The 23,694-nt window shown below is 61.3% G+C and carries 22 protein-coding genes; 13 read left to right on the plus strand and 9 right to left on the minus strand.

The annotated features are described in order from the left end of the window. Positions 1-122 precede the first annotated feature (122 nt). Positions 123-1,700 carry a lysine--tRNA ligase gene (locus B6S01_RS10270; protein WP_037465508.1) on the plus strand — a complete coding sequence of 526 codons (1,578 nt, stop codon included), beginning with the start codon at positions 123-125 and terminating at the stop codon, positions 1,698-1,700. Positions 1,701-1,947: 247 nt separating this feature from the next. Here B6S01_RS10270 and B6S01_RS10275 read toward each other — a convergent pair whose 3' ends face one another. The 3 genes from B6S01_RS10275 to B6S01_RS10285 form a co-directional block, all read right to left on the minus strand. Then, the gene (locus B6S01_RS10275; RefSeq protein WP_037465500.1) at positions 1,948-2,421 is read right to left on the minus strand and encodes an RcnB family protein; all 474 of its coding nucleotides are present in this window, start codon (positions 2,419-2,421) and stop codon (positions 1,948-1,950) included. 189 nt (positions 2,422-2,610) lie between these two features. After that, on the minus strand, positions 2,611-3,288 hold the full coding sequence (locus B6S01_RS10280) for a 2OG-Fe(II) oxygenase (protein WP_037465498.1): 678 nt from the start codon (positions 3,286-3,288) through the stop codon (positions 2,611-2,613). Positions 3,289-3,387: 99 nt separating this feature from the next. Then, positions 3,388-4,251, minus strand: a complete 864-nt coding sequence (locus B6S01_RS10285; RefSeq protein ID WP_037465593.1) for an RcnB family protein — start codon at positions 4,249-4,251, stop codon at positions 3,388-3,390. Between the two features lie 287 nt (positions 4,252-4,538). On the opposite strand from B6S01_RS10285, the gene B6S01_RS10290 reads away from it, so the two are divergent. From B6S01_RS10290 to B6S01_RS10300, 3 genes are all read left to right on the plus strand, one after another. After that, complete coding sequence (locus tag B6S01_RS10290; RefSeq protein WP_051908234.1) at positions 4,539-5,024, plus strand: biliverdin-producing heme oxygenase; 486 nt, start codon at positions 4,539-4,541, stop codon at positions 5,022-5,024. Further along, positions 5,017-7,587 carry an HWE histidine kinase domain-containing protein gene (locus B6S01_RS10295; protein WP_037465496.1) on the plus strand — a complete coding sequence of 857 codons (2,571 nt, stop codon included), beginning with the start codon at positions 5,017-5,019 and terminating at the stop codon, positions 7,585-7,587. The genes B6S01_RS10290 and B6S01_RS10295 overlap by 8 nt, the downstream gene beginning before the upstream one ends. 68 nt (positions 7,588-7,655) lie before the next feature. Beyond that, complete coding sequence (locus tag B6S01_RS10300; RefSeq protein ID WP_037465493.1) at positions 7,656-8,465, plus strand: DODA-type extradiol aromatic ring-opening family dioxygenase; 810 nt, start codon at positions 7,656-7,658, stop codon at positions 8,463-8,465. Positions 8,466-8,471: 6 nt separating this feature from the next. Here B6S01_RS10300 and B6S01_RS10305 read toward each other — a convergent pair whose 3' ends face one another. The 3 genes from B6S01_RS10305 to B6S01_RS10315 are packed head-to-tail and all read right to left on the minus strand — an operon-like array spanning position 8,472 to position 10,730. Further along, positions 8,472-9,008, minus strand: a complete 537-nt coding sequence (locus tag B6S01_RS10305) for a (2Fe-2S)-binding protein (RefSeq protein WP_037465490.1) — start codon at positions 9,006-9,008, stop codon at positions 8,472-8,474. Next, the gene (locus B6S01_RS10310; protein WP_037465487.1) at positions 9,005-9,481 is read right to left on the minus strand and encodes a DUF2721 domain-containing protein; all 477 of its coding nucleotides are present in this window, start codon (positions 9,479-9,481) and stop codon (positions 9,005-9,007) included. Before B6S01_RS10310 ends, B6S01_RS10305 begins: the two co-directional genes overlap by 4 nt. Before the next feature lie 40 nt (positions 9,482-9,521). Continuing rightward, on the minus strand, positions 9,522-10,730 hold the full coding sequence (locus B6S01_RS10315) for an LL-diaminopimelate aminotransferase (protein WP_037465485.1): 1,209 nt from the start codon (positions 10,728-10,730) through the stop codon (positions 9,522-9,524). 141 nt (positions 10,731-10,871) lie between these two features. Here B6S01_RS10315 and B6S01_RS10320 point away from each other — a divergent pair, with 141 nt between their 5' ends. From B6S01_RS10320 to B6S01_RS10340, 5 genes are all read left to right on the plus strand, one after another. Beyond that, positions 10,872-12,614 carry a PHA/PHB synthase family protein gene (locus tag B6S01_RS10320; RefSeq protein WP_037465482.1) on the plus strand — a complete coding sequence of 581 codons (1,743 nt, stop codon included), beginning with the start codon at positions 10,872-10,874 and terminating at the stop codon, positions 12,612-12,614. 139 nt (positions 12,615-12,753) lie between these two features. Beyond that, on the plus strand, positions 12,754-13,608 hold the full coding sequence (locus B6S01_RS10325; protein ID WP_037465479.1) for a phasin family protein: 855 nt from the start codon (positions 12,754-12,756) through the stop codon (positions 13,606-13,608). A 141-nt stretch (positions 13,609-13,749) separates the two neighbouring features. Beyond that, the gene (gene clpS, locus B6S01_RS10330) at positions 13,750-14,124 is read left to right on the plus strand and encodes an ATP-dependent Clp protease adapter ClpS (RefSeq protein WP_037465476.1); all 375 of its coding nucleotides are present in this window, start codon (positions 13,750-13,752) and stop codon (positions 14,122-14,124) included. Between the two features lie 81 nt (positions 14,125-14,205). Beyond that, positions 14,206-15,987 carry a sensor domain-containing diguanylate cyclase gene (locus tag B6S01_RS10335; protein ID WP_037465474.1) on the plus strand — a complete coding sequence of 594 codons (1,782 nt, stop codon included), beginning with the start codon at positions 14,206-14,208 and terminating at the stop codon, positions 15,985-15,987. A gap of 100 nt (positions 15,988-16,087) precedes the next feature. Beyond that, positions 16,088-16,465: a MerC domain-containing protein gene (locus B6S01_RS10340; protein ID WP_037465590.1), complete on the plus strand. Its 378-nt coding sequence runs from the start codon at positions 16,088-16,090 to the stop codon at positions 16,463-16,465. Between the two features lie 72 nt (positions 16,466-16,537). Here B6S01_RS10340 and glpX read toward each other — a convergent pair whose 3' ends face one another. The 3 genes from glpX to B6S01_RS10355 form a co-directional block, all read right to left on the minus strand. Continuing rightward, on the minus strand, positions 16,538-17,518 hold the full coding sequence (gene glpX / locus B6S01_RS10345; RefSeq protein WP_037465467.1) for a class II fructose-bisphosphatase: 981 nt from the start codon (positions 17,516-17,518) through the stop codon (positions 16,538-16,540). A 483-nt stretch (positions 17,519-18,001) separates the two neighbouring features. Continuing rightward, entirely contained in the window at positions 18,002-19,306 is a 1,305-nt protein-coding gene (locus B6S01_RS10350) for a homoserine dehydrogenase (protein ID WP_037465463.1), read from the minus strand. Positions 19,307-19,404: 98 nt separating this feature from the next. After that, positions 19,405-20,262, minus strand: a complete 858-nt coding sequence (locus B6S01_RS10355; RefSeq protein ID WP_037465460.1) for a hypothetical protein — start codon at positions 20,260-20,262, stop codon at positions 19,405-19,407. A 233-nt stretch (positions 20,263-20,495) separates the two neighbouring features. On the opposite strand from B6S01_RS10355, the gene B6S01_RS10360 reads away from it, so the two are divergent. The 4 genes from B6S01_RS10360 to B6S01_RS10375 all read left to right on the plus strand — a co-directional run bounded on the left by B6S01_RS10360 (position 20,496) and on the right by B6S01_RS10375 (position 23,685). Beyond that, positions 20,496-21,851, plus strand: coding sequence for an IS1380-like element IS1247 family transposase (locus tag B6S01_RS10360; RefSeq protein WP_006473457.1), 1,356 nt, complete (start codon positions 20,496-20,498; stop codon positions 21,849-21,851). A 269-nt stretch (positions 21,852-22,120) separates the two neighbouring features. Further along, positions 22,121-22,423 (plus strand): YciI family protein, encoded by a 303-nt coding sequence (locus B6S01_RS10365; RefSeq protein WP_037467959.1) that lies wholly within the window; start codon positions 22,121-22,123, stop codon positions 22,421-22,423. A gap of 1 nt (position 22,424) precedes the next feature. After that, positions 22,425-23,054 carry a glutathione S-transferase family protein gene (locus B6S01_RS10370; protein ID WP_037467957.1) on the plus strand — a complete coding sequence of 210 codons (630 nt, stop codon included), beginning with the start codon at positions 22,425-22,427 and terminating at the stop codon, positions 23,052-23,054. 7 nt (positions 23,055-23,061) lie between these two features. Continuing rightward, positions 23,062-23,685: a glutathione S-transferase family protein gene (locus B6S01_RS10375; protein WP_037467955.1), complete on the plus strand. Its 624-nt coding sequence runs from the start codon at positions 23,062-23,064 to the stop codon at positions 23,683-23,685. Positions 23,686-23,694: the final 9 nt, after the last annotated feature.

The raw sequence follows: 23,694 nt of genomic DNA on the forward strand, positions 1-23,694 counted from the left end.
AGGAACAAAAGAGAAACTGGAAAAAGGATCGGTTCAGCTTATGCGGCGACCCAATCCACCAATGCCGCACGAGCACGGAAAGGCGTTCCATTTCGTCCCGCGCGGAGCTAGGGGCTTGCACCATGACCGTGTCCGATATTCTCCGCACCGCCGCGCAGGCGTCGAAGGCCTGGCCCTATGAAGAAGCGCGCAAGCTGCTGAAGCGTTACCAGAATGGCGCGCCCGATAAAGGGCATATCCTGTTCGAAACCGGCTATGGTCCTTCGGGCCTGCCGCACATCGGCACATTCAACGAAGTGCTGCGCACCACCATGGTTCGCAACGCCTATCACGCGCTGTCGGACATACCGACCCGGCTGATCGCGTTTAGCGACGACATGGACGGGCTGCGCAAGGTGCCCGACAATGTGCCCAACCAGGCGATGCTGATCGAGTATCTGGGCAAGCCGCTGACGCAGGTGCCTGATCCGTTCGAGAAGTTCGAGAGTTTCGCGCATCACAATAATGCGATGCTGTGCGACTTTCTCGATCGGTTCGGCTTTGAATATGAGTTTGTTTCGGCCACCGACCGATACAAGTCTGGCGCGTTCGACGACGCGCTGAAAAATGTCCTGCGCCATTATCAGGACATCATGGACATCATGCTGCCAACGCTGCGCAAGGAGCGGCAGGCTACCTATTCGCCGGTCCTGCCGATCAGCCCGAAGAACGGTGTCGTGTTGCAGGTGCCGGTCGAGGTGCTCGACGCCGACGCCGGGATCGTCAGGTTCGAGGATGAAGGCGAGATCGTCGAACAGTCGATCCTGTCGGGTGGGGCCAAGTTGCAATGGAAGGTCGATTGGGCGATGCGCTGGGTCGCGCTGGGCGTCGATTATGAGATGGCGGGCAAGGATCTTATCGATTCCGTCACCCAGTCGTCGAAAATCTGCCGCGCGCTTGGCGCTCGCCCGCCCGAAGGCTTTAACTATGAGATGTTCCTGGACGAGAAGGGGGAGAAAATCTCCAAGTCCAAGGGCAATGGCCTCAGCCTTGAACAATGGCTGACCTATGGTCCGCAGGAAAGCCTGGCTTTCTACGCCTACCGCGAGCCGAAGAAGGCCAAGCAGTTGCACATGGGCGTCATCCCCCGCGCGGTGGACGAATATTGGCAGTTCCGGGGCAACTATCCCAATCAGGCGATCGAGCAGCAGCTCGGAAACCCCGTCCATCACATCCATGACGGGAAGCTGCCGGATGGCAAGTTGCCGGTCACGTTCGGTCTGCTGCTGAACCTGGTCGGTGTGATGGGCGATGCCAGCCGTGATCAGGTCTGGGGCTATCTGCGCAACTATGTTGAGGACGCCAGCGCCGAAACCTATCCGGAGCTGGATGCGCTGATCGGCCATGCGCTTGCCTATCACCGCGATTTCGTAGCGCCGACGCTCAAGCGCCGGGCGCCGGAAGCCAATGAGGCAGCAGCCCTGCGCAAACTGGACGAGGAACTGGCGGCGTTGCCAGCGGATGCAAGCGCCGAGGATATCCAGAACATCATCTATGCTCTGGGCAAGGACGAAACCTATGGTTTTGCCGAACTTCGTGACTGGTTCAAGGCGCTGTACCAGACGCTGCTTGGTGCGGATCAGGGCCCGCGAATGGGCAGTTTCATCGCGCTTTATGGCATCGAAAACAGCCGCCGCCTGATCGCCGAATCGCTGGGCTGAACCGGAACATTCGGGGCGTCCAAGCGTTCTTGCTCTGGTCCACCCCCTTTCGGACTGATGGCGCGCCTTGAGTGCGTCATCGGCCGCGCCTGCTCGGAGACGAGCGGCGCGGCCAAGGGGCTTCTTGAAATCAACTCTTCGTCTTGCTGAGCGAGGCCCAGGCGCACTCCATATATGGAAATGCCGCGATAAGCGCGGCGGCTCTGAGCGAGTGCCCAGAGCCGCCTTCATTCACATCATGCTGGCGTTACCAGAAGAAGCCACGATGGACCTGCATTACCCGGCCGCTGCGAACATTCACCAGCAGCACATCATTATAGTGCCTTACCCAGCGGAGGTTCCGATTGCCCGGACGGGGCAGGCGGTAACGATTCGGGTCAGCGATATAGTAGCGCGAGTTGTAGTAGTTCGGGCGCAACCGCGAACCGACTTCCCAACGATTGTAGCGGAACGGGGCCCGCCAGTTGCCGCCGCGATAAACGTCGCGGTGGGAGCGGCGATAGTCGCGCCAGTCTTCGCGCAGTTCCTGCCTGGCGTCGCGGACGTCGCGCCGCTGTTCGCGCACATCGCGGCGGTCGCCGTAGCGCCGTGCATCGCGAAGTTCCCGCTGTTCCTGCCGCAGGTCACGCGCACTGTCACGGACCTCGCTGCGCGATTGGGCCATGACAGCCGTCGGCATCGCAGTTGCGGCAATAAGCCCGAGGATGATAAACTTACGCATATATATTCTCCCATCAGCTTGGCGGACTGAACCGGCGGGGGAACTAAACCTGTTTCCCAAGCGCGGGTTCCGCTGCCAACAGACATGCTTATGCCGCCATGCCGCTGAATGGGTCGAGAACGGGACTGTCAGGAATCAGTCATTTATGTCGCGAATTGTAACCACGCTCTGAACGCAGGGCGTCGCCGTTCAGGAAGTCCAGGGCCGTTCCCGAAACCATTTGGTCACCACATATTTCGTGCCCTTTTCAACAGGGCGTGCGGCGTGAATGCTCAATGGATTGGGTGCGCCATCCGGCTTCATATTGTTCCAGACGAGGATCATGCCTTCGACTGGCGGCACCATGAATTCGCAATGTGGGAAGTGCGTCTCTCCCCCCGATTCCACATGCGACAGATAGACCATGGCGGTCCAGCTGCGCTGGCCCCCGGTCTTCATCATCGCGGGCCAGTAGCTGGTGGTGACGGGGAAATAGTCGCAATGCGCTTTATATTCCTGCCCCGGAGCATAGCGCTGCCCCTGCAGCGTTTCCCCATTTTCCGGCGGCAGCCCGGTCAGCGCGCAAATGCGATCGCTGATACGGGCGACCAGAGGATCCCATCGATCGAGATTGCAGCTGTGGCTGGTGCGGTATTCGGGGTTTGCGCTGCCGGAGAACAATGTGGAAGGCTGGGCGTCGGCATCGACCATTGCGCGCAGCGCCGCGCACTCGTCAGCACTGAGGAAATTGTGGCGGCCATAGATTTCGAGGCCGGGGGCGTCGATGCGGCTGACCATGGGGTTGCGGTCCAGCTTCGTCCGCACCGCCTCGCCGATTTGCGCCCGCACGCTTGAAGCGATGCCGCCATCATCGATCACATCCGTCATGCCCGCTTCCTGCCCCGGCCTTTCGTTTCTCGTAAATGAAAATGAGCCCGAAGCACATGGCTCCGGGCCCAGCAGATCATTGAGGATCGTTCATTCGCCTTACCAGAAGAACTCGTGGATCACGTCAACGACATAGCCATCGCGGATATCGACCAGCAAGGCATCGTCATAGTAGCGGACCCATCTCAGCGTCCCATAGGCAGGGGGGAGACGATAGGAATAGGGATCGTTGATCCAGTAGCTATTGGAAAACAGCAGGCCGTTCAGGAAGATCCCGGTCGAAAAGCGGGTGTAACCATAGCTCCATCCGCGCGGCGCATAATAGCGGCCGATCCGGTAGCGATCGCTATAGCGCGAGCGGTAGCTCCGCCAATCATATCGGCGATCCTGCCGCCAGTCATTGTCCCAGCGCCGCTGCCCGTGCCACCGCGTCCGGTCATCGAAGCGGCGTGCGTCGGCCAGACTGCCACGCCAATGGCCACCGCTGTTCACCCGGTTGTCGCGGCGATTGTCCCGCCATTCCGGGCGCTGCGCCTGGCGATTGTCGCGCCAGTCCTGACGGCCGCTGGTCCGGCGATCATCCCGCGATTGGCGGCGGTCGTTGTCAGCACGATCCCGGACCCTCGCGTCGCCGCGCAAGGCATCGCGTGACACAGCGACACGGCCCTCAGCGCGGTTCCATTGCCGGTCAGGCTGCTGCTGCCGACGGTCAGCCTGCGGCTGTGCCGGCCTGCGATCGGCCTGACGCTGCTGCTGCCAGCGCTGCCCCTGATCGCGTGCGCCGGCGTCGCTGCGCGGACCGCGCTGATCGCCGCCACGGCGCGCGTTGCCGTCAGGGCGCCCGGCCCTCTCTTCGCTGCGACCGCGCCATCCATCTTCCCGACCTTGAGCGTAAGCCGGAGCAATGCCGCCCAAAACCGTTGCGGACATAAGTCCCGCCAACATCAAATTCTTCAGCATCATCTTCGCTTTCAAAAGGGGCATCATGCCCCGCATATTGCTGCTTTATGACCATGGCGATGTCGCGATGCTGAACTCTTCTGTCAGCTATCCGAAAGAATCGTTGCGGTAAGGCTGGCTTTGCTGCTGGTCTGACCCGGATCATTACAGCAGAAAATCGACCAACCGCTTCCCTGCCGGAAGAAAAGCTGATCCAGATCAGTGCAGACAGGTTTCACAGCTTTTAGGAACGACCAGTGAAAAGAACGTCCAACGCTGGCCGCGTCCGACAGGCCCTTCGCGACGCGACTATGGCGAACCATCAACGCGTCGACGATCTGTTTTCGGGATTTTCCTTCGACTCTCCGGCTGGATATGGCGCTTTCCTGAAGGCGCACGCGCGCGCGGTCATGCCTTTGGAGCAACTGGCCATGCCCGATGCTCCACGCCTCCCGCACTTGATGGAAGATCTGACAGCGCTGGGCGAACGGATGCCAGACCCACTGCCGGTGGAGGGACAGGGTGGCGAGGCGTTCCGCTGGGGCGCGCTTTACGCGCTGGAAGGATCGCGGCTTGGGGGAGCGATGCTTGAGCGCCGCGTGCCACCGGGCCTGCCGCGCGCCTATCTATCGTCGGTGCACGGCAAGGGCGGATGGATAGCCTTTCAGGACGCGCTTGATCGGGCCGCGGACGGTGGCGGCGATGCGTGGATCGACGACGCGATTCGGGGCGCGGAAGCAGCCTTCGCCTTGTTCGCGGCCGGAGCCGCCGCGGAACAGGTCGGCACGCGTGGCTGACGGCCATGATCCGAATTTGGCGGCCTTCGCCGTCGATATCAGCAATTGCGACCGGGAGCCTATTCATGTTCCGGGCACGATCCAGCCCTATGGATTTCTGGTAGCGCTGACCGCGGATTGGCTGGTGTCGCGCGTTTCCGCCAATAGCGGAGACTTTATCGGCCTGACGCCGGAAGATATGCTCGGTCGGCCGATCAGCGACCTGTTTCGCGGGGAAGCGATTCATTCGCTGCGCAATCGCATCACATTGCTGCGCGGTCCCGATGCGGTCGAGCGGATATTTTCGCTGAGCCTGATTGACGGAAAGCCGCCCTTCGACATTGCGGTTCACTTTTCCGGGTCGCTCGTGGTGATCGAGGCGGAACCGGCCTGCGCCGATGAGATGGAGGCGACCAGCATGGTTCGATCCATGGTCGCGCGACTGGCGCAGACGGACAGCATGGCGGCTTTCCTGCGCGATGGCGCGCGGCAGGTGAGGGCGGTGACCGGTTTCGACCGGGTGATGGTGTATCAGTTTTCGGACGGTGGCGACGGGGAAGTCGTGGCGGAGGCGCTGCGCCCCGGCATCGACAGCTTTTTCGGCCTTCATTATCCCGCGTCCGATATTCCAGCACAGGCCCGTGCGCTGTATTTGCGTAACATATTCCGCATCATCGCGGATGTGCAGGCAAAGCCGGTCCCTGTCGTCCCCGTTCTTGATCCGGCCGGGGTGGCGCTCGACATGTCGCTGTGCCTGCTGCGCGCGGTGTCGCCAATTCATATCGAGTATCTGGGCAATATGGGCGTGGGGGCTTCACTCTCCATCTCCATCATTGTCGAGGGTCGGCTGTGGGGCTTGTTCGCCTGCCATCATTATGGTCCGCGCCTGCCCAGTTTTGCCCAGCGCAGCGCGGCGGAACTGTTCGGCCAGATCTTTTCCATGATGCTGGAAAGCCGCGAGCGGGCGCAGACGGCGGATTATGAAGGAAAGGCGCGACAGGTCGCCGACCGATTGATGTCTGCCATCGCGCAGGATCATGACCTTCTTTCCAACGCCCGCTGGCTGGGCGACGTCATCTTCGACACGATCCCCGCCGATGGGGTCGGGGTTTACATCGATGGCGAAATGACGCTGGCCGGACTTACGCCCGACAAATCCGCCTTTGTGGCGATCATCGGGGTACTTAATCGCGCGGCGGCAAGTCAGGTCTATACCACGGACAGCCTTGTTCGGTTGATGCCGGACGCCGCCGCCTATGCGGATCGGGCCGCCGGGCTGCTCGCGATTCCTCTGTCCCGTCGCCCGCGCGATTATGTCGTCCTGTTTCGCGCTGAGCAGATGCGGTCGGTGCGCTGGGCCGGCAACCAGGAAAAACACATTGAATACGGCCCCAACGGCCCCCGCCTGACGCCCCGCAAGAGCTTTGAGGAATGGTCGCAGCTGGTGAAGGGGACGGCGCTGCCCTTCAGCGCGGCAGAATTGCGCGTGGCTGAAGCGCTGCGCACCGCTTTGCTCGAAGTCGTCCTGCGCCTGTCGGATTCGGCCAATGAGGAGCGGCAGAGGGCGCACGAAAAACAGGAATTGCTGATCGCTGAACTCAATCACCGGGTCCGCAACATATTGTCGCTGATCCGGGGGCTGCTGTCGCAAACGAAGGACAGCGCCCGTTCGGTGGAAGAATTCATCGCGACGCTGGAAAGCCGGATTCAGGCGTTGGCGCGCGCCCATGATCAGATCACGGCTGACCGCTGGGCTCCGGCCCGATTGCAGGATCTGATCGAAGTGGAAGCTGGAGCCTATCTCGGCGAACGGCGCGATCGGGTTAAGCAGACCGGCCCCAATGTTCTGTTGACCCCGTCGGCCTTTACCGTCCTGGCCCTGGTCATCCACGAACTGTTGACCAATGCGGCGAAATATGGGGCCTTGTCCGACGGCGGAACGGTCGCGATCGACTGGCATGTGGATGCCGACGGCAGCCTGTTGCTGCATTGGCTGGAAAGTGGAGGCCCCGCTGTCGTTGCTCCCAGCCGCCGGGGCTTTGGATCGACCGTGATCGAACGGTCGATACCCTATGATCTGGATGGCAGGGCCGAAATCGCCTATCGCCTGGCGGGCGTGGAAGCGCATTTCTGTATTCCGTCCGCGCACATCGTGTCGGTTCTACCGGATGTTGTCGGCGCGGAACGGGCAAAGCCAGCGGCTGCACCCGCTCCGGAACTGCTGAAAGGGCGCAACGTCCTGCTGGTTGAGGACAATATGATCATCGCCATGGATGGCGAGGATGCGCTGTGCGACCTGGGGGCAGAGGTGGTCACGGTCGCCAGCGTCAGCCGGGCGAAGGAGGCCATCGACCTGGGGCGCATTGATTTCGCCGTGCTCGACTTCAATCTGGGGACTGAAACGAGTCTGCCGATCGCTGACCTGCTGGCAGAGCGGGGCATCGGATTCCTGTTTGCAACGGGCTATGGGGACGGGCTGGACCTGCCTGAGCGCTTTAGCGGCATCACCCTGATCAAGAAGCCCTATTCGGGTACGACCCTGGGCCAGGCCATCGCACCCATGATCGCCGGACAAGGTCGTTAGCGCGGCAGAAACCGACTGTTTCGTGACACGCTCTTGCATGAGGCCGTCCGCCCTCTGATGTTCGGCGGATGAAACAGCCGAGCTTTTACATTCCGCACGGCGGCGGTCCCTGCTTCTTCAATGACCCGGTCAATCCGGATCGGCCGTCGTGCGATCCGATGTGGCAACCGATGCAGGACTATCTCGCCCAATTGATCGAGAGCTTGCCTGAGCGTCCCCGCGCGATGCTGATCGTTTCGGCCCATTGGGAAGAAGCGCTATTTACCGTTCACAGCGGAGACAGGCCGGCGCTGCTTTTCGACTATTACAACTTTCCGCCCCACACTTACGCGTTGCGCTGGGACGCGCCGGGCGCCCCGGCCGTCGCCGCGCGGGCAACCGACCTGCTCCGCCAAGGTGGATTTGCCGTCGCAGAGGAAAGCGAGCGGGGCTGGGACCATGGCATATTCATTCCGATGAAGGTCGCGCGGCCACAGGCCGACATTCCGGTCGTGCAGCTATCGTTGCGCACCGACCTGGACCCGGCGGCGCATATTGCCGCAGGCCGCGCGCTTGCGCCTCTGCGCGACGAAGGCGTGGTAATCATCGGATCGGGCATGAGCTTTCACAATATGCGCGTGCGGGACTCCGAGGCGAGAACGTCCTCGATCATGTGGGACGAAGCGCTGACAGACGCGGTGACCGATGGCGATGTTGAACGCCGCGCGGATCGCATCGCCGCGTGGGAGTCGCTGCCGGAGGCTCGCTTCGCTCATCCGCGCGAAGAACATCTGTTGCCGTTGATGGTGGCGCTGGGGGCGGGCGGGGACGACGCAGGCCGCATCGACCATCATAGCGCAGTGCGCGGCTGGCCCATATCGGCCTATCGTTTCGGCTGAGCGTGGTCAGGGGCGGCGAAGCGCCGGAACGGTGCGGGCAGCGTCTTCAGGTTTGACGCCAGGCGGGGGTGCGGCCTCGACCTGCTCCTCGCCCCGCATGATCCGGCCAGCGCGCCTTATCGCGCCCCGCAGCCGGGGATAGATGCCGCAGCGGCAGATATTGGTGATCGCGGCGTCTATCTCTTCGTCGCCCGGATCATTGTTACGCTTCAGCAGCACGGCGGCGGCCATGATCATGCCGGGCACGCAATAGCCGCATTGCGAGACGTTGTCGGCGGCGAAGACCTGCTGTAGCGGGTGCCCGCGATCGGGTGAAAGGCCTTCGATGGTGGTGACGAAGCGGCCCTCGGTTTCCCGGATCGACACCTGGCAGGATCGAACCGCCTGACCATCGATGTCTACCGTGCAGGCGCCGCAATCGCCCGTGCCGCAGCCATATTTGGCGCCCGTGAGGTTCGACGCATCCCGCAGCGCCCACAGCAGCGGCGTTTCGGGATCCATCCTGTATTGGACAGGCCGATCATTGACGGTGAACTTCGTCATTCGGCCTCATCCTCATCAACCTTGTGATAGAGCACTTCGTTACGGATGTGGATGATGCGTGACGCGAGGCGGATTTCCTGAATGAAAGTGGCAAACGCCCCGGCCTGAAGCAGCATTGAAAGGCTGAACAGGATGGCAATCGCCGTACCGAGATGCGCGTTCAACAGGTTGCCCGCGAACAGCAGGATGACGACCAGGCAAACGGCGCAGGCAGACACGACCGAGAGGAAGATCGCCGCGTTGACGACGCTCATCCGCCGGTCCAGCACGCGAATTTCGCTTACCAGGCGATCATGTTCCTTGCCGCGCGAGTTGAGGATCTTTTCCTCCACCCGCCTTGCCCGGTCGATGATACGCGCAAGCCGCCCGACGCAGACGTTGAGGAAAGCGCCGATGCCCGCGAGCAGGAACACCGGCGCCAACGCAAGTTGAATCGTCTGCGAGACGAGCGAGACCTGGGGCAGGGGGATCATCGGTGACAGCGCCTCGCCTGCAACCCGTCTTTTCCTTCTGTCAGGCAGCGCCCTTGGCGGGCGTGTTGACGCCCATGGATTTCAGATATTGTTTGATGTTGCGCGCGGCCTGCCGCAGCCGCTGCTCATTTTCGACCATCGCGATGCGTACGAAGCCCTCACCGTCCTCGCCATAGCCGACGCCTGGGGCGACCGCGACCTTGGCGTGGGTGAGGAGCTGCTTGGAAAATTCCAGGCTGCCCATATCCTTGAGCGCGGGGGGCAGTGGCGCCCAGGCGAACATCGACGCCTTGGGCGCGGGGATTTCCCAACCCGCGCGGCTGAACGCCTCGACCATGACGTCGCGGCGCTTGTGATAGAGTTCGCGGTTCTTCTGGACGATGTCCTGCGGCCCGTTGAGCGCCGCGCAGGCAGCCGCCTGAATGGGCGTGAACGCGCCATAGTCCAGATAGGACTTCACCCGTTTCAAGGCCGTGATCAGCTGGCGATTGCCCACGGCAAAGCCGATGCGCCAGCCCGCCATGGAATAAGTCTTGCTGAGCGATGTGAATTCGACGGCGACATCCTTCGCGCCCGGCACTTGCAGGATCGAGGGCGTCGGATTGCCGTCATAATAAAGTTCGGAATAGGCGAGATCGGAAAGAATCCAGACCTTGTTTTCCTTCGCCCAGGCGACCAGCCGCTCATAAAAGGCAAGGTCCACCGTCTCCGCCGTCGGATTGCTGGGATAACCGACCACCAGAATCGAAGGGCGCGGCACGGTAAAGGCCATCGCCCGCTCCAGCGATTTCCAGTAATTTTCGTCCGGCGTGGTCGGAACCGACCTTATGGTCGCGCCCGCTATGATGAAGCCGAACATATGGATCGGATAGCTGGGATTGGGCGCCAGCACGACGTCGCCGGGCGCGGTGATCGCCGTGGCCAGGCTCGCCAGACCTTCCTTCGACCCCATGGTCACGACCACTTCGGTTTCCGGATCAAGATCGACGCCAAAGCGGCGGCCATAATAGTTCGCCTGTGCACGGCGAAGGCCGGGTATGCCCATTGACTGGGAATAGCCATGCGCGCTCGGCTTTTGCGCGACTTCGCACAGCTTGGCGATCACATGGTCGGGAGGGGGCAGATCCGGATTGCCCATGCCCAGGTCGATAATGTCCTCACCCGCGGCTCGCGCGGCGGCCCGCATCGCGTTGACTTCGGCGATGACATAGGGCGGCAGGCGCTTCATGCGGTAGAATTCTTCGGACATTATAGGGCTTTCCTGAAAGGTCTCCGTAGGGGATAGTGCTGCGACAGCTTTCGATGCGACGCGCTTGGGCTATAACCCGGCGAACCGTCTCGCGCCAGTGAAAGCGGCGGGCAGGATGATGCCAGGAGCAGGAAGGTGGCCATGGAAGCGCAAGACCTCAATGAACCGCATTTGCCGACTCTGGAACAGATGCAGCAATGGACAGAAGTGGTTGGCCGCGCGCAGCAATTGATGCTGGAGCAGGCGGCTGGAGCTGCTGGCCGGACGTTGCCTTTCGACCCGCAAATGGTGTCCCGCATCCAGACAGGCTTCGCCAATGAGGGCCTTGCCTTGTGGCAGCGCTTCCTGGATTCGGGCGGCATGCTGCGCGATCGGGCCGAACCGCCGCCACCCGGCAGCCCGGCGGCGCGCAAGGACAGGCGTTTCGCCGATCCCGCATGGACCAACCATCCCTTTTATGACCTCATCCGGCAAAGTTATCTGCTGCTGTCCGATTATCTGTTGAATATGACCGATGCGGTGGACGGGGTTGATCCCAAGCAGAAGGCAAAGCTGCGCTTCGCCACCAACGGCCTGCTCGATGCCATGGCGCCGAGCAATTTCCCGCTCACCAACCCGCTGGTCATTGAAAAGACGATGCAGAGCGGCGGCGAGAATCTGGTGAAGGGCCTTCAGCATATGCTGGCCGACATCGAAAAGGGGCAACTTACCCACACTGATGGCACGCAGTTCGAGGTTGGCCGCAACCTGGCCGCGACGCCGGGCAAGGTGATCAAGGAAACGCCGCTTTACCAGTTGATCCATTATGCGCCGAGTACGGCGAAGGTGCTGGAAACCCCGCTGATAATCTTTCCGCCATGGATCAACCGCTTCTACATTCTGGACCTGGCGCCTGAAAAGAGCTTCGTGAAATGGGCGGTCGATCAGGGGTTGAGCGTGTTCCTGGTGTCCTGGAAATCGGCCGATGCGTCGATGAAGGACCTTATATGGGACGATTATATCCTGCGCGGCCAGATTGATGCGATCGACACGGTGCGCGAATTGCTGGCCGTCCCCAGCGTTCATACCATCGGCTATTGCGTGGCGGGCACGACGCTGGCCGCTACGCTGGCGCTGCTGGCGGCGCGGGACGAGGCGGACAAGGTGGCGAGCGCGACCTTCTTTACCGCGCAGGTCGATTTCAGCGAGGCGGGCGACCTAAGCCTCTTCATCGACAGTGATCAGATGAAGCTGCTGGAGCAGTTGTCTTCCGGTGGGTTCCTCGATGGGCGTTACATGGCCGCGACCTTCAATCTGCTGCGTGGGCGTGACCTTATCTGGAATTATGTCGTCAACAATTACCTGCTGGGGCAGGATTACCCTCCCTTTGACCTGCTTTACTGGAATGGCGACACGACCAACCTGCCCGCGCGCTGGCACAAGGATTATCTCTGCCAACTCTACCGCGATAATCTGCTGGTGAAGCCGGGCGCGCTGAGCGTGGATGGCACCCCGATCGACCTGGGGAAGATCCGCACGCCCGCCTATGTGCAGGCCGGGCGCGAGGACCATATCGCGCCTGCCGAAAGCGTGTGGAAGGCGACCCAGCATTTTTCCGGGCCGTTGCGCTTTCTGCTTGCGGGGTCGGGGCATATCGCGGGCGTGGTGAATCCGCCAGCGGCCGGCAAATATCAATATTGGACCTGTGATGAGCTGCCCGACAGCCTGGACGCCTTTGTCGCAGCTGCGAAGGAAACCAAGGGCAGCTGGTGGCCGGACTGGATCGAATGGATTCGGTCCATGGGTGATTCGTCGGTGGCGGCGACCAAAGGTGCCCGAGTACCCGGAGGCGGGAAACTAAAGTCTATCGAAGATGCGCCCGGACGCTACGTAAAGGGGCGATGAGCCCTGTCTTTCTTCTATTTTTGCCCATGATCATCTGAACATAGGCTCCGCCCGGCAGCGGCTTTGCTGCACTGCACAAAAATACTTGCGTCCATGTGGCGGCATGTGTATTGTGCACTGCAACAACGGAGGATGTTTCATGGCCGTGACTCCAAAGCCAGCTCGTCGCAAGCCGGGGATCAAGAAGTCCTCGTCAACACTTTCGGCAGCTGAAGCGCTCAAGGCTGCGGAAGCGGCAGTTGGGACCAGTCCCAAAGTCGCCCCGCCTGCAAAATCGGCAGTCGTCAAAAAGCCCGCTGCGCCCAAGCCCTCGCCTGCCGCCAAAGTGAATCCGGCGGCAATCGCTGCTGCGACCACCGCCGTCGATGCGGCGCCCGAACCGGCCACTCCGCCAGCGGTCGAACCTGTGCCCTCGGCACCGGCGCCGCTGGTTGAAGAGGCAAAGGTCGAACCCATGGAAGTCAAGAGCCTGTCATCCAAGGCCGGGCCGAAAGAGCCCGAATCGCTGCCCGCCACAGAAGGAACCAAGATGATGAACGACGTAATCGAAACCGGAAAGAAGTTCGCTGAAGAGACCAAGGTCAAGCTGGAAACGGCTTATGCCGATTTCAACGAAAAGGCGAAGGCCAGCGTTGAAAAGTCGACCAAGGCGATTGAAGAGTTGAGCGACATCGCCAAGGGCAATGTCGAGGCGCTGGTCGAATCCGGCAAGATCGCCGCGAAGGGCATCGAGACCCTGGGCCAGGACGCTGTCGATTACAGCCGCAAGAGCTTTGAAAAGGCGACGGCGTCTTTCAAGAGCTTCTCCACGGTTAAGACGCCCACCGAGTTCTTCCAGCTTCAGAGCCAGCTTTTCTCCAGCAGCTTCGACGAGCTGACCAAGGAAGCGGCCAAGAGCAGCGAAGCGCTGATCAAGCTGGCGGGTGACGTAGCCCAGCCGCTCACCGCTCGCGTGACCGTGGTGACCGACAAGGTGAAGTCGATCGCCGCCTGATCTGCGGCGCTCTTTCGACGGACAAATGTGGCGGCTCCTGCCTTTGGCGGGCGCCGCCACTGTTGGTTACAGCACAAGGTGCGATGACTTGTGCCCTGCGCCCTTGCCTTGCCAGGTGGAATCGCCATATTCTCACCCGACATGAGCAGCATCAGCACAGCGGCATATCCCATCGCCATGGCGGGCAGGGATCAGGACGACCAGGGGGATGGCCCCGGCGGCCCCAATGTGGGCATCGCCACGCGGACCCGATCACGCACGAAAAAGCCTTCGCTCTACAAGGTGTTGATGCTGAACGACGACTACACGCCGATGGAGTTCGTCGTACATGTGCTGCAGCAATTCTTCCGCATGGACATGGAAGAAGCGACCCGCGTGATGCTGCACGTCCATCAACGCGGGGTCGGCGTGTGCGGCATCTTCAGCTATGAGGTGGCGGAAACGAAGGTCAATCAGGTGATGGACTTTGCCCGGCAGAATCAGCACCCCCTTCAATGCACGCTGGAAAAGGCGTAACCGAATAGAGGTGGCGCGCCGGTCCAGGGCGTCCGTTACGGTTATCTAATTTTAACGATAATTGGCTAGCTCAGCAATGTGATGTCTGAGCCGCTACGTTCTCCTTCTTCCCCGCTGACGCCGATGATTGCCGGCGTGATCTATTTTTGCATGGCGTCGATCGCCTTGCTCAGCTCGCGGTTTGAAGGTGGATTGGCGTTCATATGGGCCGCCAACGCGCTGCTGATGGCGGAACTGCAAACATCCAAAACCAGCTATTGGCCGCGCGTCATCCTGGCATGCGGCGTAGCCAGCATGATTTCGACGGCCCTGTTTGGCATGGGACCGCTGGCCGCTTTGCCGATGGCCCTCATCAACATCGCCGAGTCCCTGATCGTAGCGACTTTATGCCGTCGCTTCATTCCCGTGCATCTGGCGGATGGATCCAAACGATCATTGCTGGTCTTCATAGCCGCGCTTTGCGTGCCCGCGAATATCATCGCGGGCCTGGGCGCTGCACTCGTCGCCGCTACGCTGACTCGGGTGGATTTCGGGGCATCCTGGCTTCAATGGTATAGCGGCCATGTGCTGGGTGGTCTCACCTGCACGCCAATCCTCGCCATGTTGCTGCAGGGGCAGGTAAGCCGCTGGGTAAAGGAAACGCCGAAGAAGAAGAAGTTGGAGGCGCTGGGGCTGCTCGCCATTTTCGCGCTCGTGACGGCACATGTCTTTTTTCTGGCGCGCTATCCGATGCTCTTCCTGCTGCTGTTGCCTCTGGTTGCGATCTCCTTCCGCGTCGGCTCGCTTGGGGCGGCTGCATCCGTGATGGTGCTTGCGGTTATCGGTGGCGCGGCGACGGTGGCCGGCTATGGCCCGCTGAATATGGTGTCCGGCAGCATCGGGGAACGCACCCAATTGTTCCAGGTGTTTCTGGCATTCAGCTTTCTGCTTTCCATGCCGCTAGCGGCGGAACTCAATGGGCGGCGTCGGCTGTTCCAGATGCTTCAGGCGAGCGAGGCGCGATATCGCGCGATCGCCGAACATAGCGGCGACGTAGTGCTGAACGTCAGTGTGGACGGGATTATCGAATATGCCTCGCCTTCCGCTGCCGAGCAGATTGGCTGTGCTCCCGGCTCGCTCATCGGTCGGCCGGCAGAGATCCTGGTCGATCCTGAGGACCGCGCCGAAGTGATCCGCGCGCACCGCCGCGCGCTAGCGCAGCCGGGTGATGTGCAGACCGTTGAGTTCCGTCCGTCGATTACCGCAGATGGTCTTGATTGGTGTGAAATGGTCACGCGCGCCATGCTTGATGAACAGGGCTTGCCTATCGGCGTCGTCAGCACCGTCCGTGACATGTCGCGGCACAAGGCCCGCCAGCGCGCTCTGCAACGGGTCGCGGCGGTCGATACGCTGACCGGCGCCGATAGCCGCTGGGCGTTCCTGGAAAAGCTGGAACAGGAAATTCAGCGGGTTGCGCGGGGCGCTCAAGCCTGCCTGCTGCTTATCGATATCGACCATTTCAAGTCCGTCAACGACCGCTTCGGTCATGGCGTCGGGGACAAGGTGCTGTCCGGCTTCGTCGAGCGCCTGCGCCCCGGATTGCGCGGAGGCGACAGCATCGGTCGCCTGGGAGGGGAGGAGTTTGCGATTCTCCTGACCGGAACCGATATTCAACGTGCAAGCATGGTGTGCGAGCGGTTGCGCAAGATGGTATCCGCCCAACGCATCAGCGCCCAAGCGTCAGACACAATCACCGTCACGTTCAGTGCCGGCCTGGTCGAACTTGACGGGAAAAGCGGCCGGGCCGAACTATTGGAAGCCGCCGACAAGGCGCTGTACCGTGCCAAGCATAGCGGCCGGAACTGTCTGCGTCTGGCGGCGTAGCTTTGGCCGGGTCCAAATAAATGGATCGCGTTACACCATCATAGAATATGTCATATGATATGTTGTAACTTAAAGCTTGCTGACTTATGTAGCGGCCATCATGCCAATCAGCATCCACTCCAGCCTTTCGAACGGCCGCATCGATCGCCTTGCAATCGCGCTGTCTGGCGTGTGCGCGGCGCATTGTGTCGGGACCGCTATTGTGCTGGGCGTGCTTGCATCAGCCGGCGGCATTTTCGAGAACCCTCTCTTTCATGAGGTCGGGCTGGTGCTGGCTATCCTGCTGGGGGCGGTGGCGTTGGGCCACGGCGCCATCAGGCATCGCTTCATGATGCCCGCCGCGATCGGGTCGCTGGGTCTTGGGATCATGGCAGGTGCGATGACATTGGACCATGGATGGATCGAAAGCGCCTATACCCTGCTGGGCGTCGCGACGTTGGCGTTGGGCCACGACCTCAATCACCGCGCCGGGCGCTAGGCACGGGACCATCGGAAGAATAAAAAGGGGGCCGTTAAGCCCCCTTTTCTGTTCTGATCCAATGCTCGCTGGTCAGGCGTTCTTGCGGCTATGATGTTCGCCCTTCACCCAACGCACGGTGCCCGTGCTGGCGCGCATGACGACGCTGTCGGTGGTGAGCTTGCCGCCGGGCAACCGCTTGACGCCGCCCAGCAATGACCCGTCGGTGACGCCGGTCGCCGCGAAAATGCAGTCGCCCTTGGCCAGTTCCTTCAGGTCATAGACCTTGTCGAGATCCGTAATGCCCCATTTGAAGGCGCGGGCGCGTTCGTCATCGTTGCGGAACAGGAGCTTGCCCTTGAACTGTCCGCCCACGCAGCGCAGCGCGGCGCAGGCCAGAACGCCCTCTGGCGCGCCACCTGAACCCATATACATGTCGATATTGGTTTCGGGGTCGGTGGTGGCAATCACGCCAGCGACATCGCCATCGGGGATCAGCATGATGCCGCATCCGATAGCGCGCAGTTCGGCGATCAGCTTTTCATGGCGCGGACGGTCCAGGACGCAGACGATGATTTCATTGGGATCAACGCCCTTGGCCTTGGCCACCGCTTCGACATTTTCCCGCACGGGCCTGTTGAGATCAATGACGCCGTCCGGATAGCCGGGGCCGACCGCCAGCTTTTCCATATAGACGTCCGGTGCGTTGAGCAGGCCGCCTTCTTCGGAAATTGCGAGGACGGCTAGGGCATTGGGTCCGGCCTTGGCCGTGATCGTCGTCCCTTCCAGCGGATCGAGGGCGATGTCGATCTTTGGCCCGGTGCCGATCGCGTTGCCTACCTTTTCCCCGATGTAGAGCATTGGCGCTTCGTCGCGCTCGCCCTCGCCAATGACGACGGTGCCGTCCATGTAAAGATCATTGAAGGCGAGGCGCATCGCTTCGACCGCGGCGGCGTCGGCCGCCTTTTCATCCCCGCGCCCGATCAGCTGGGAAGCAGCGATGGCGGCCGCTTCAGTTACGCGCACCATCTCAAGCACCAAGACACGATCGAGAATCGAGCTAGCCTGCACCATGATAATCCCTCTGCTGTCTCTTTGTTGACAGGGCGATAGGAGGTCATCCGAGCCTTGTCGAGCCATCCCGCGGACATCCAACCGCTTTTCGCGGCGCGGATGCAACGGAAGGTCGCCTGTGGCGTTGGACCGGCTGATAACGCAAAAGGGTCGTGATGATGATCGCCGCGCTGCTAGCCGCCAGCCTTGCCCCGTCCGCCACCCTGCCAGACAAAATCCTCCCCCTTCGATCGCTCCCTGTCACGCTGTCCCGGCGCTCTGCATCTCCAGTCGTCATGACGACGACCGATTGATGGTCGATGGTGGCGGTCGGGGTGTAGACAACAAGATGAGCGCCTACCGCTTCGACGCGCGGCCTTGCCGGGTGATTGGCAATATTGGTTGCCCCAAGCGCGCGAGACTTCGGCTGTTTCGTTTGGGCGAGCCGTTGCGCGAGACGCTCCTGAAAAGCCTCATGCCCCGCTGACCGGGCTGAATCGCGTCCTAGTCGAGGATATGCATGACCATCGGCGTCTGAAGCAGGCTTTCCGATCCGGCGAGCCGTTCCAGCGTGTTGAGGACGCATCGTTCTTCGCCTGCATGCGTCACGATCGCCATCAGCACGCCGCCGTCCACGCTGGCGCCGCGTTGAATCATGCTTTCAATCGATACTCCGGCATCGCGTGTGGCGGCGGCGATTTCGGCCAGCACACCGGGCCTGTCCTGCACCTTGAAGCGGAGATAGGCGCGGCCGACGCGCGCTCCCGCATCCGCTGGCGGTTGTTGTGAAAGCGCCGAGACCGGCATGGCGAATGCGTCGCCATATTCATCGCGCGCAACGTCGATGAGGTCGGCGACGACCGCCGATGCAGTCGGCCCGTCTCCCGCGCCACGGCCCTGGAAGAAAAGCCGGCCGACGAAATTGCCCTCGGCAACCACGGCATTCAGCGATCCATCGACATGGGCCAGCGGATGATCGAGCGGGACCAGCATCGGATGGACGCGCTGGAACAATCCACCCGGCCCATTTTCCGCCATGCCGACAAGGCGGATGCGATAACCTAGCGCCGCCGCTTCGGCGATGTCGGCAGCGATGACATCGCGAATGCCGGTTACCGCGACACCGTCAAAATCGAGTTCCGTACCGAACGCAAGGCTGGCAAGGATGGTCAGCTTGTGCGCGGCGTCCACGCCGTCGATGTCGAAACTCGGGTCCGCTTCGGCATAGCCCAGCTCCTGCGCTTCCTTCAGCACCTCGTCAAAGCCGCGCCCTTCCTTCTCCATCGTCGTCAGGATGTAATTGCAGGTGCCGTTGAGGATGCCATAGACGCGGCTGATCTCATTGGCCGCAGCGCCTTCGCGCATGCCCTTGATGACTGGGATGCCGCCAGCGACCGCGGCTTCATATTTCAGGGCGATGCCCGCCTTTTCCGCCAGGGCTGCGAGATCCAGGCCATGATGGGCCAGCATCGCCTTGTTCGCCGTGACAAAGGGTTTGCCGGCAGACAGGCATTGACGAGCGAGCGTAAGGGCCGGGCCATCAGCGCCGCCGATCAGTTCGACGACTACATCGATATCGTCCCGGCCGGGCAAGGTGGTCATGTCATCCACCCATTCATAGGGGGAAAGATCGACGCCGCGGTCCTTGTTCCTGTCGCGGGCGGATATGGCGACGATCTGAATGGGGCAGCCAGCCCTGCGGGCGATGAGGTCGCCGTTGGTTTCCAGCAGCCGGATCACGCCGCCGCCCACTGTGCCCAGGCCGACAAGCGCGACGCGCAGCGGGGCATGGCGGTGCAGATTGGTCATGATCTTCGCAGTCCTAACGGGTGGCATAAAGGCGCGCTGATAGCCGCCAACGCGCCGCTGTCCAAGCAAAAGGACGATGCGGCGGCGTCAGCAGCCGGTCACGATCCGAATCGGGTCCGACCGCAATTGCCGAGCGATTGGATGACCAAGGCGTAATCCGCTCGCGCCGCTTCCGCATCGGTCGGCGACAGCGCGCGGGACGAGTATGCCGGCAGAGTGGGCGGCAGGCCGCACGCGAGGCGATACCATAGCAGCGTGCCCGGTTCTGGAGGACGCGCGGCTTCATCGACGATCTCGCCCAGCGCGACCGCCCATTTGGGTTCCTGCCCCGGACGGCGCAGAATGGAGAGCGATACCGGCTCGCCGCTGGCGGTGCGCAGGAAGATTTGCGTTTCGCTTTCGTCCGCTACCGTACCGGCGACGTGAAAGGCGTCGCCCAACTGGACGATGCGGGGGGGAGCGCGTTCCGCCATCAGGTCGGAAAGAATGGCTTTTACCTGTTCGACCGTGGCGGGCGCCGCCGGAATCTGGGCGTCCCGCGCTACAAGTTGAATGTCTCCGGGACGATCCGCCCGCCGCGCGAAGAGTATCACATGGGTCTTCTTCAGCTTGGGCAATTTCCCCCGCGCGTCGAGCGGCGCGTCATAGAGGTATCGAACAACCGGGCTGATTCCGCCTTCGCCGCGAATCAAATTGATGACTTCAGCCTCGACATAGACCCTTTTATGCCCCTGGGGCGCGCTCTGACCCTCCTCGGCAGGTATTGCAATAATGCTTCGGATGCGTGTGAGGGCGACGATGGGAGCGGCGTCTGAAAGGTCGGCGAGATCCGCATAGGAGAGCATGGAAGTTCCCGCCAACGCGTTCGTCTGAGCAGCCAAAAGCTGCGGATATGCGGCGAAAATGAGGCATGCAGCAGCCGCACTTTGGAATGTCATGGAGGATTTGCTTTTCATGTTCGTCCTGTGGAGAGTCGGTCGTGACAATGATGTCACAGGCAAATGATTCTGTTTTGGAATGTTACTCGAAAATGATTGAAACGATAAAGCGTTTGCGTGCCACGATGCGCCGCGATAGGAGTTTGCGCGGTAGCAACCCACATTTCCCAAGTAAGGCGCTGATTTCGCTGTCCTGACCATTATATTTCCTATATAAAACATGGTGTTGAAGGCTGCGAGGGGCGCGTTTCATGGATCACCCAGAGGGTGCGGGCTTGCAACGGGCAGATCGGGTGGATTTCGACCCTCGCGTGCGGCTGGAATTTCGCGGCACGCAGCTCAGTTCCGACGGCGGCCTTCTGGTGATGCGCGAGCTTGATGACGCGCTCGGGTTGTCCGATTTGGCGTCAGCGGCGCTGCGCGATACTCGCTCTGGCAAGAACACGGTCCATCGGCTCGACGGCCTGTTCCGGCAATCAGTCTTTGGGCGGCTGGCCGGATACGAGGATGTCAACGACGCCAACCGTCTCGCCTGCGATCCGGTCATGCGCCAAGTTGTCGGCGGCAGAGCGGTCGATGCACAAGCGGCCTCGGCATCGCAGATGGGACGGTTCGAGACCGAGACGCTGGCTCTGGCCGGGAACCGTGCCGCGCTGGCCGACCTGAACGGGCAATGGATCGACCGGTTCCATGACCGTAACGGGCTGAAGTACATCGTTCTGGACATGGACAGCTCGGTCAGCCCGACCCATGGCGACCAGGAAGGGTCCGCCTGGAATGGCCATTTCGACTGTAGCTGCTATCACCCCAACTTTCTGTTCAACCAGTTCGGGATGCTGGAACGCTGCGCCCTGCGCCATGGCAACGTCCACAGCGCCGATGGCTGGCGTGATGTTCTCGACCCCGTCATTGCGCGCTACGCGGAGCGCGACCTTGGTGGCAGGTTCTTCCGGGCCGATGCTGCCTACGCGATCCCGGCGATCTATGAGCGATTGGAAGAAGCGCGGTTCTTCTACGCCATCCGGCTGCCCGCAAACGCGGTCCTCAAGGACAAGATCGCGCATCGGCTAACGCGCCCTGTCGGGCGGCCGTCACTGACCAAGGTCAAGCGGTTCTTCGAGGAATTCGAGTATCAGGCGGCGTCCTGGGACAAGGAACGCCGGGTGATCGCCAAGATCGAATGGCATCCGGGCGAACTGTTCCCGCGTGTCGGCTTCATCGTCACCAACCTGCCGATGGAGCCGGACTGGGTGGTGCGGTTCTACAACCAGCGCGGCACCGCCGAGCAGCACATCAAAGAGGGCAAATACGCCTTTCGCTGGACGCGGCTGTCGTGCCGGAAGTTCCGCGACAATGAGGTGCGGCTGCAACTGCACGCCCTGGCGTACAACCTGGCCACCTTCTTGCGCTGCATCGAGCTGCCCGAGGCCATGGCCGACTGGTCGTTGACCAGCCTGCAACTGAAGCTGATCAAGATCGGGGCACGTGTGGTCCGTCACGCCCGCACCATCACCTTCCAGCTGGCCGAGGTCGCTGTCACCGGCACGATGGTACGCGCCATCCTCGCCGCTATCCGCCGATTGCGAGCGCCACCGCTATGCGCATGATCGCGATCCACGCTCAAACTGAACGAAAGCGGCTGGACAGATCTGTCCGCTGCGCTGAAAAACGCCGCCCCTGGGCAAGGAAACAGCGGCTTCGCGGTCTGATCCGTCCAGATCCAGCAGTCTGCGCGACCGCAGGTGCCGCTTGCGGCAGAAAATCCTTGTCTAGCGCTCGGATACAGGCGATCTTCACCTCAAACGACACGCCACTTGGGGAATGCAGGTTCTACACGCTCGACTATCGGTTTAACCTGCACCCGGTGGCTTGACACATGTACTTCGTTCTTCAGGCGATGGACCGCCCGGACGCGGGTGATATTCGCGCGCAAACGCGCGAGCGCCACGTGGCTTATATGTCGGGCGGCGAACTTCCGGTTCGGGTCATCCTTTCCGGGCCATTGATGGACGAGGCGGAGGAGAAGGAGGTCGGCTCGCTCATCGTGGTTGAAGCTACGAATCGGCACGATGTCGAGGAATTCTCCCGAAATGATCCCTACCGAAAGGCCGGGCTTGTCGGTGCGATCTTGATCTTGCCGTGGCGCTGGACCCGCGGCAACCCCGACCGGAGGAACTGATATGACCTTGCAGCTTTTTACCTGGCAGACGCCGAACGGGCGCAAGATTTCCATCATGCTCGAAGAGCTGGGGCTGGGTTATGAACTGCGGCCGATCAACATCCTAAAGGATGAGCAATTCTCGCCGGACTTTCTAGCGAAGAACCCCAACAACAAGATCCCTGTGATCGTCGATCCCGATGGCCCCGGAGGTGAGGAACTGGTGCTCTTTGAGTCCGGCGCCATTCTGGTTTATCTGGCACAGAAATACCGAAGCGAGCTACTGCCGTCCGATCCACGCGCGCAGGCAATAACCTTGCAATGGCTGATGTTCCAGATGGGCGGCGTGGGCCCGATGCTTGGGCAACTCCATCACTTTCGCAGATATGCTCAAGACCAGGAATATTCGCTCGGGCGCTACCAGAAAGAGGTGGAGCGAATCTACGGCGTGCTTAACAAGCGGCTGCAAGATTCAGCTTATATCGCGGGGGACGGGTATACTATCGCCGATATCGCCACCTATCCCTGGCTCGCGCGCAACCCGCTTCACAACATCGATCTTGAAAAGGTACCAAATCTCAAGCGCTGGTACGATCACGTTGGTGCACGCCCCGCCGTGCAACGCGGAATGAACATACCGGAAGCAGGTTGAGAGAGTCATGCTTCGAGTTTTAGGAAGGCGCAGCTCCTCCAATGTCCAGAAGGTCCTCTGGCTCCTGGACGAGTTGGATATACCGTTCAGCCAGGAAAATTTCGGCGGCGAATTTGGCGGGAACCGCGACCCGGAATATCTTGCCGTGAATCCCAATGGCGTCGTGCCGACGTTGATAGACGAAGGCAACGCGATCTGGGAATCCAACACCATTCTCCGCTATTTGTGCAATTCGCGCGGACCCACCTCGCTTTATCCCCAGGACCCGATCGACCGGGCAATGGTCGAGCGCTGGATGGACTGGCATCTTGCCGCCTTGAACAAGTTCATGTCACAGCTTTATATCGGCATCGTCAAAACTCCGGAAGCCGAGAGAGACCTGCAGGCTTTAGACCGGGCGCGCATGGAGTCGCAGCGCTGCTTTGCGCTACTAGACGATGCCCTTGCACAAAATTCCTACCTTGCTGGCGATGCATTTTCGCTCGCCGATATTCCCTGCGGAATCATGGTCTATCGCTGGATAGCTCTCGGGTTCGCCAGGGATTCGGAGCAGCCCAATCTTCGTAGGTGGGCCGACCGTCTCGCGGAACGGCACGCCTATCGCAAGAACGTCATGGTCGGCCTTGGCTGACCGGAATCA

The sequence above is a fragment of the Sphingobium herbicidovorans genome (assembly GCF_002080435.1).
In the GTDB taxonomy this organism is placed as follows: Bacteria; Pseudomonadota; Alphaproteobacteria; order Sphingomonadales; family Sphingomonadaceae; genus Sphingobium; species Sphingobium herbicidovorans.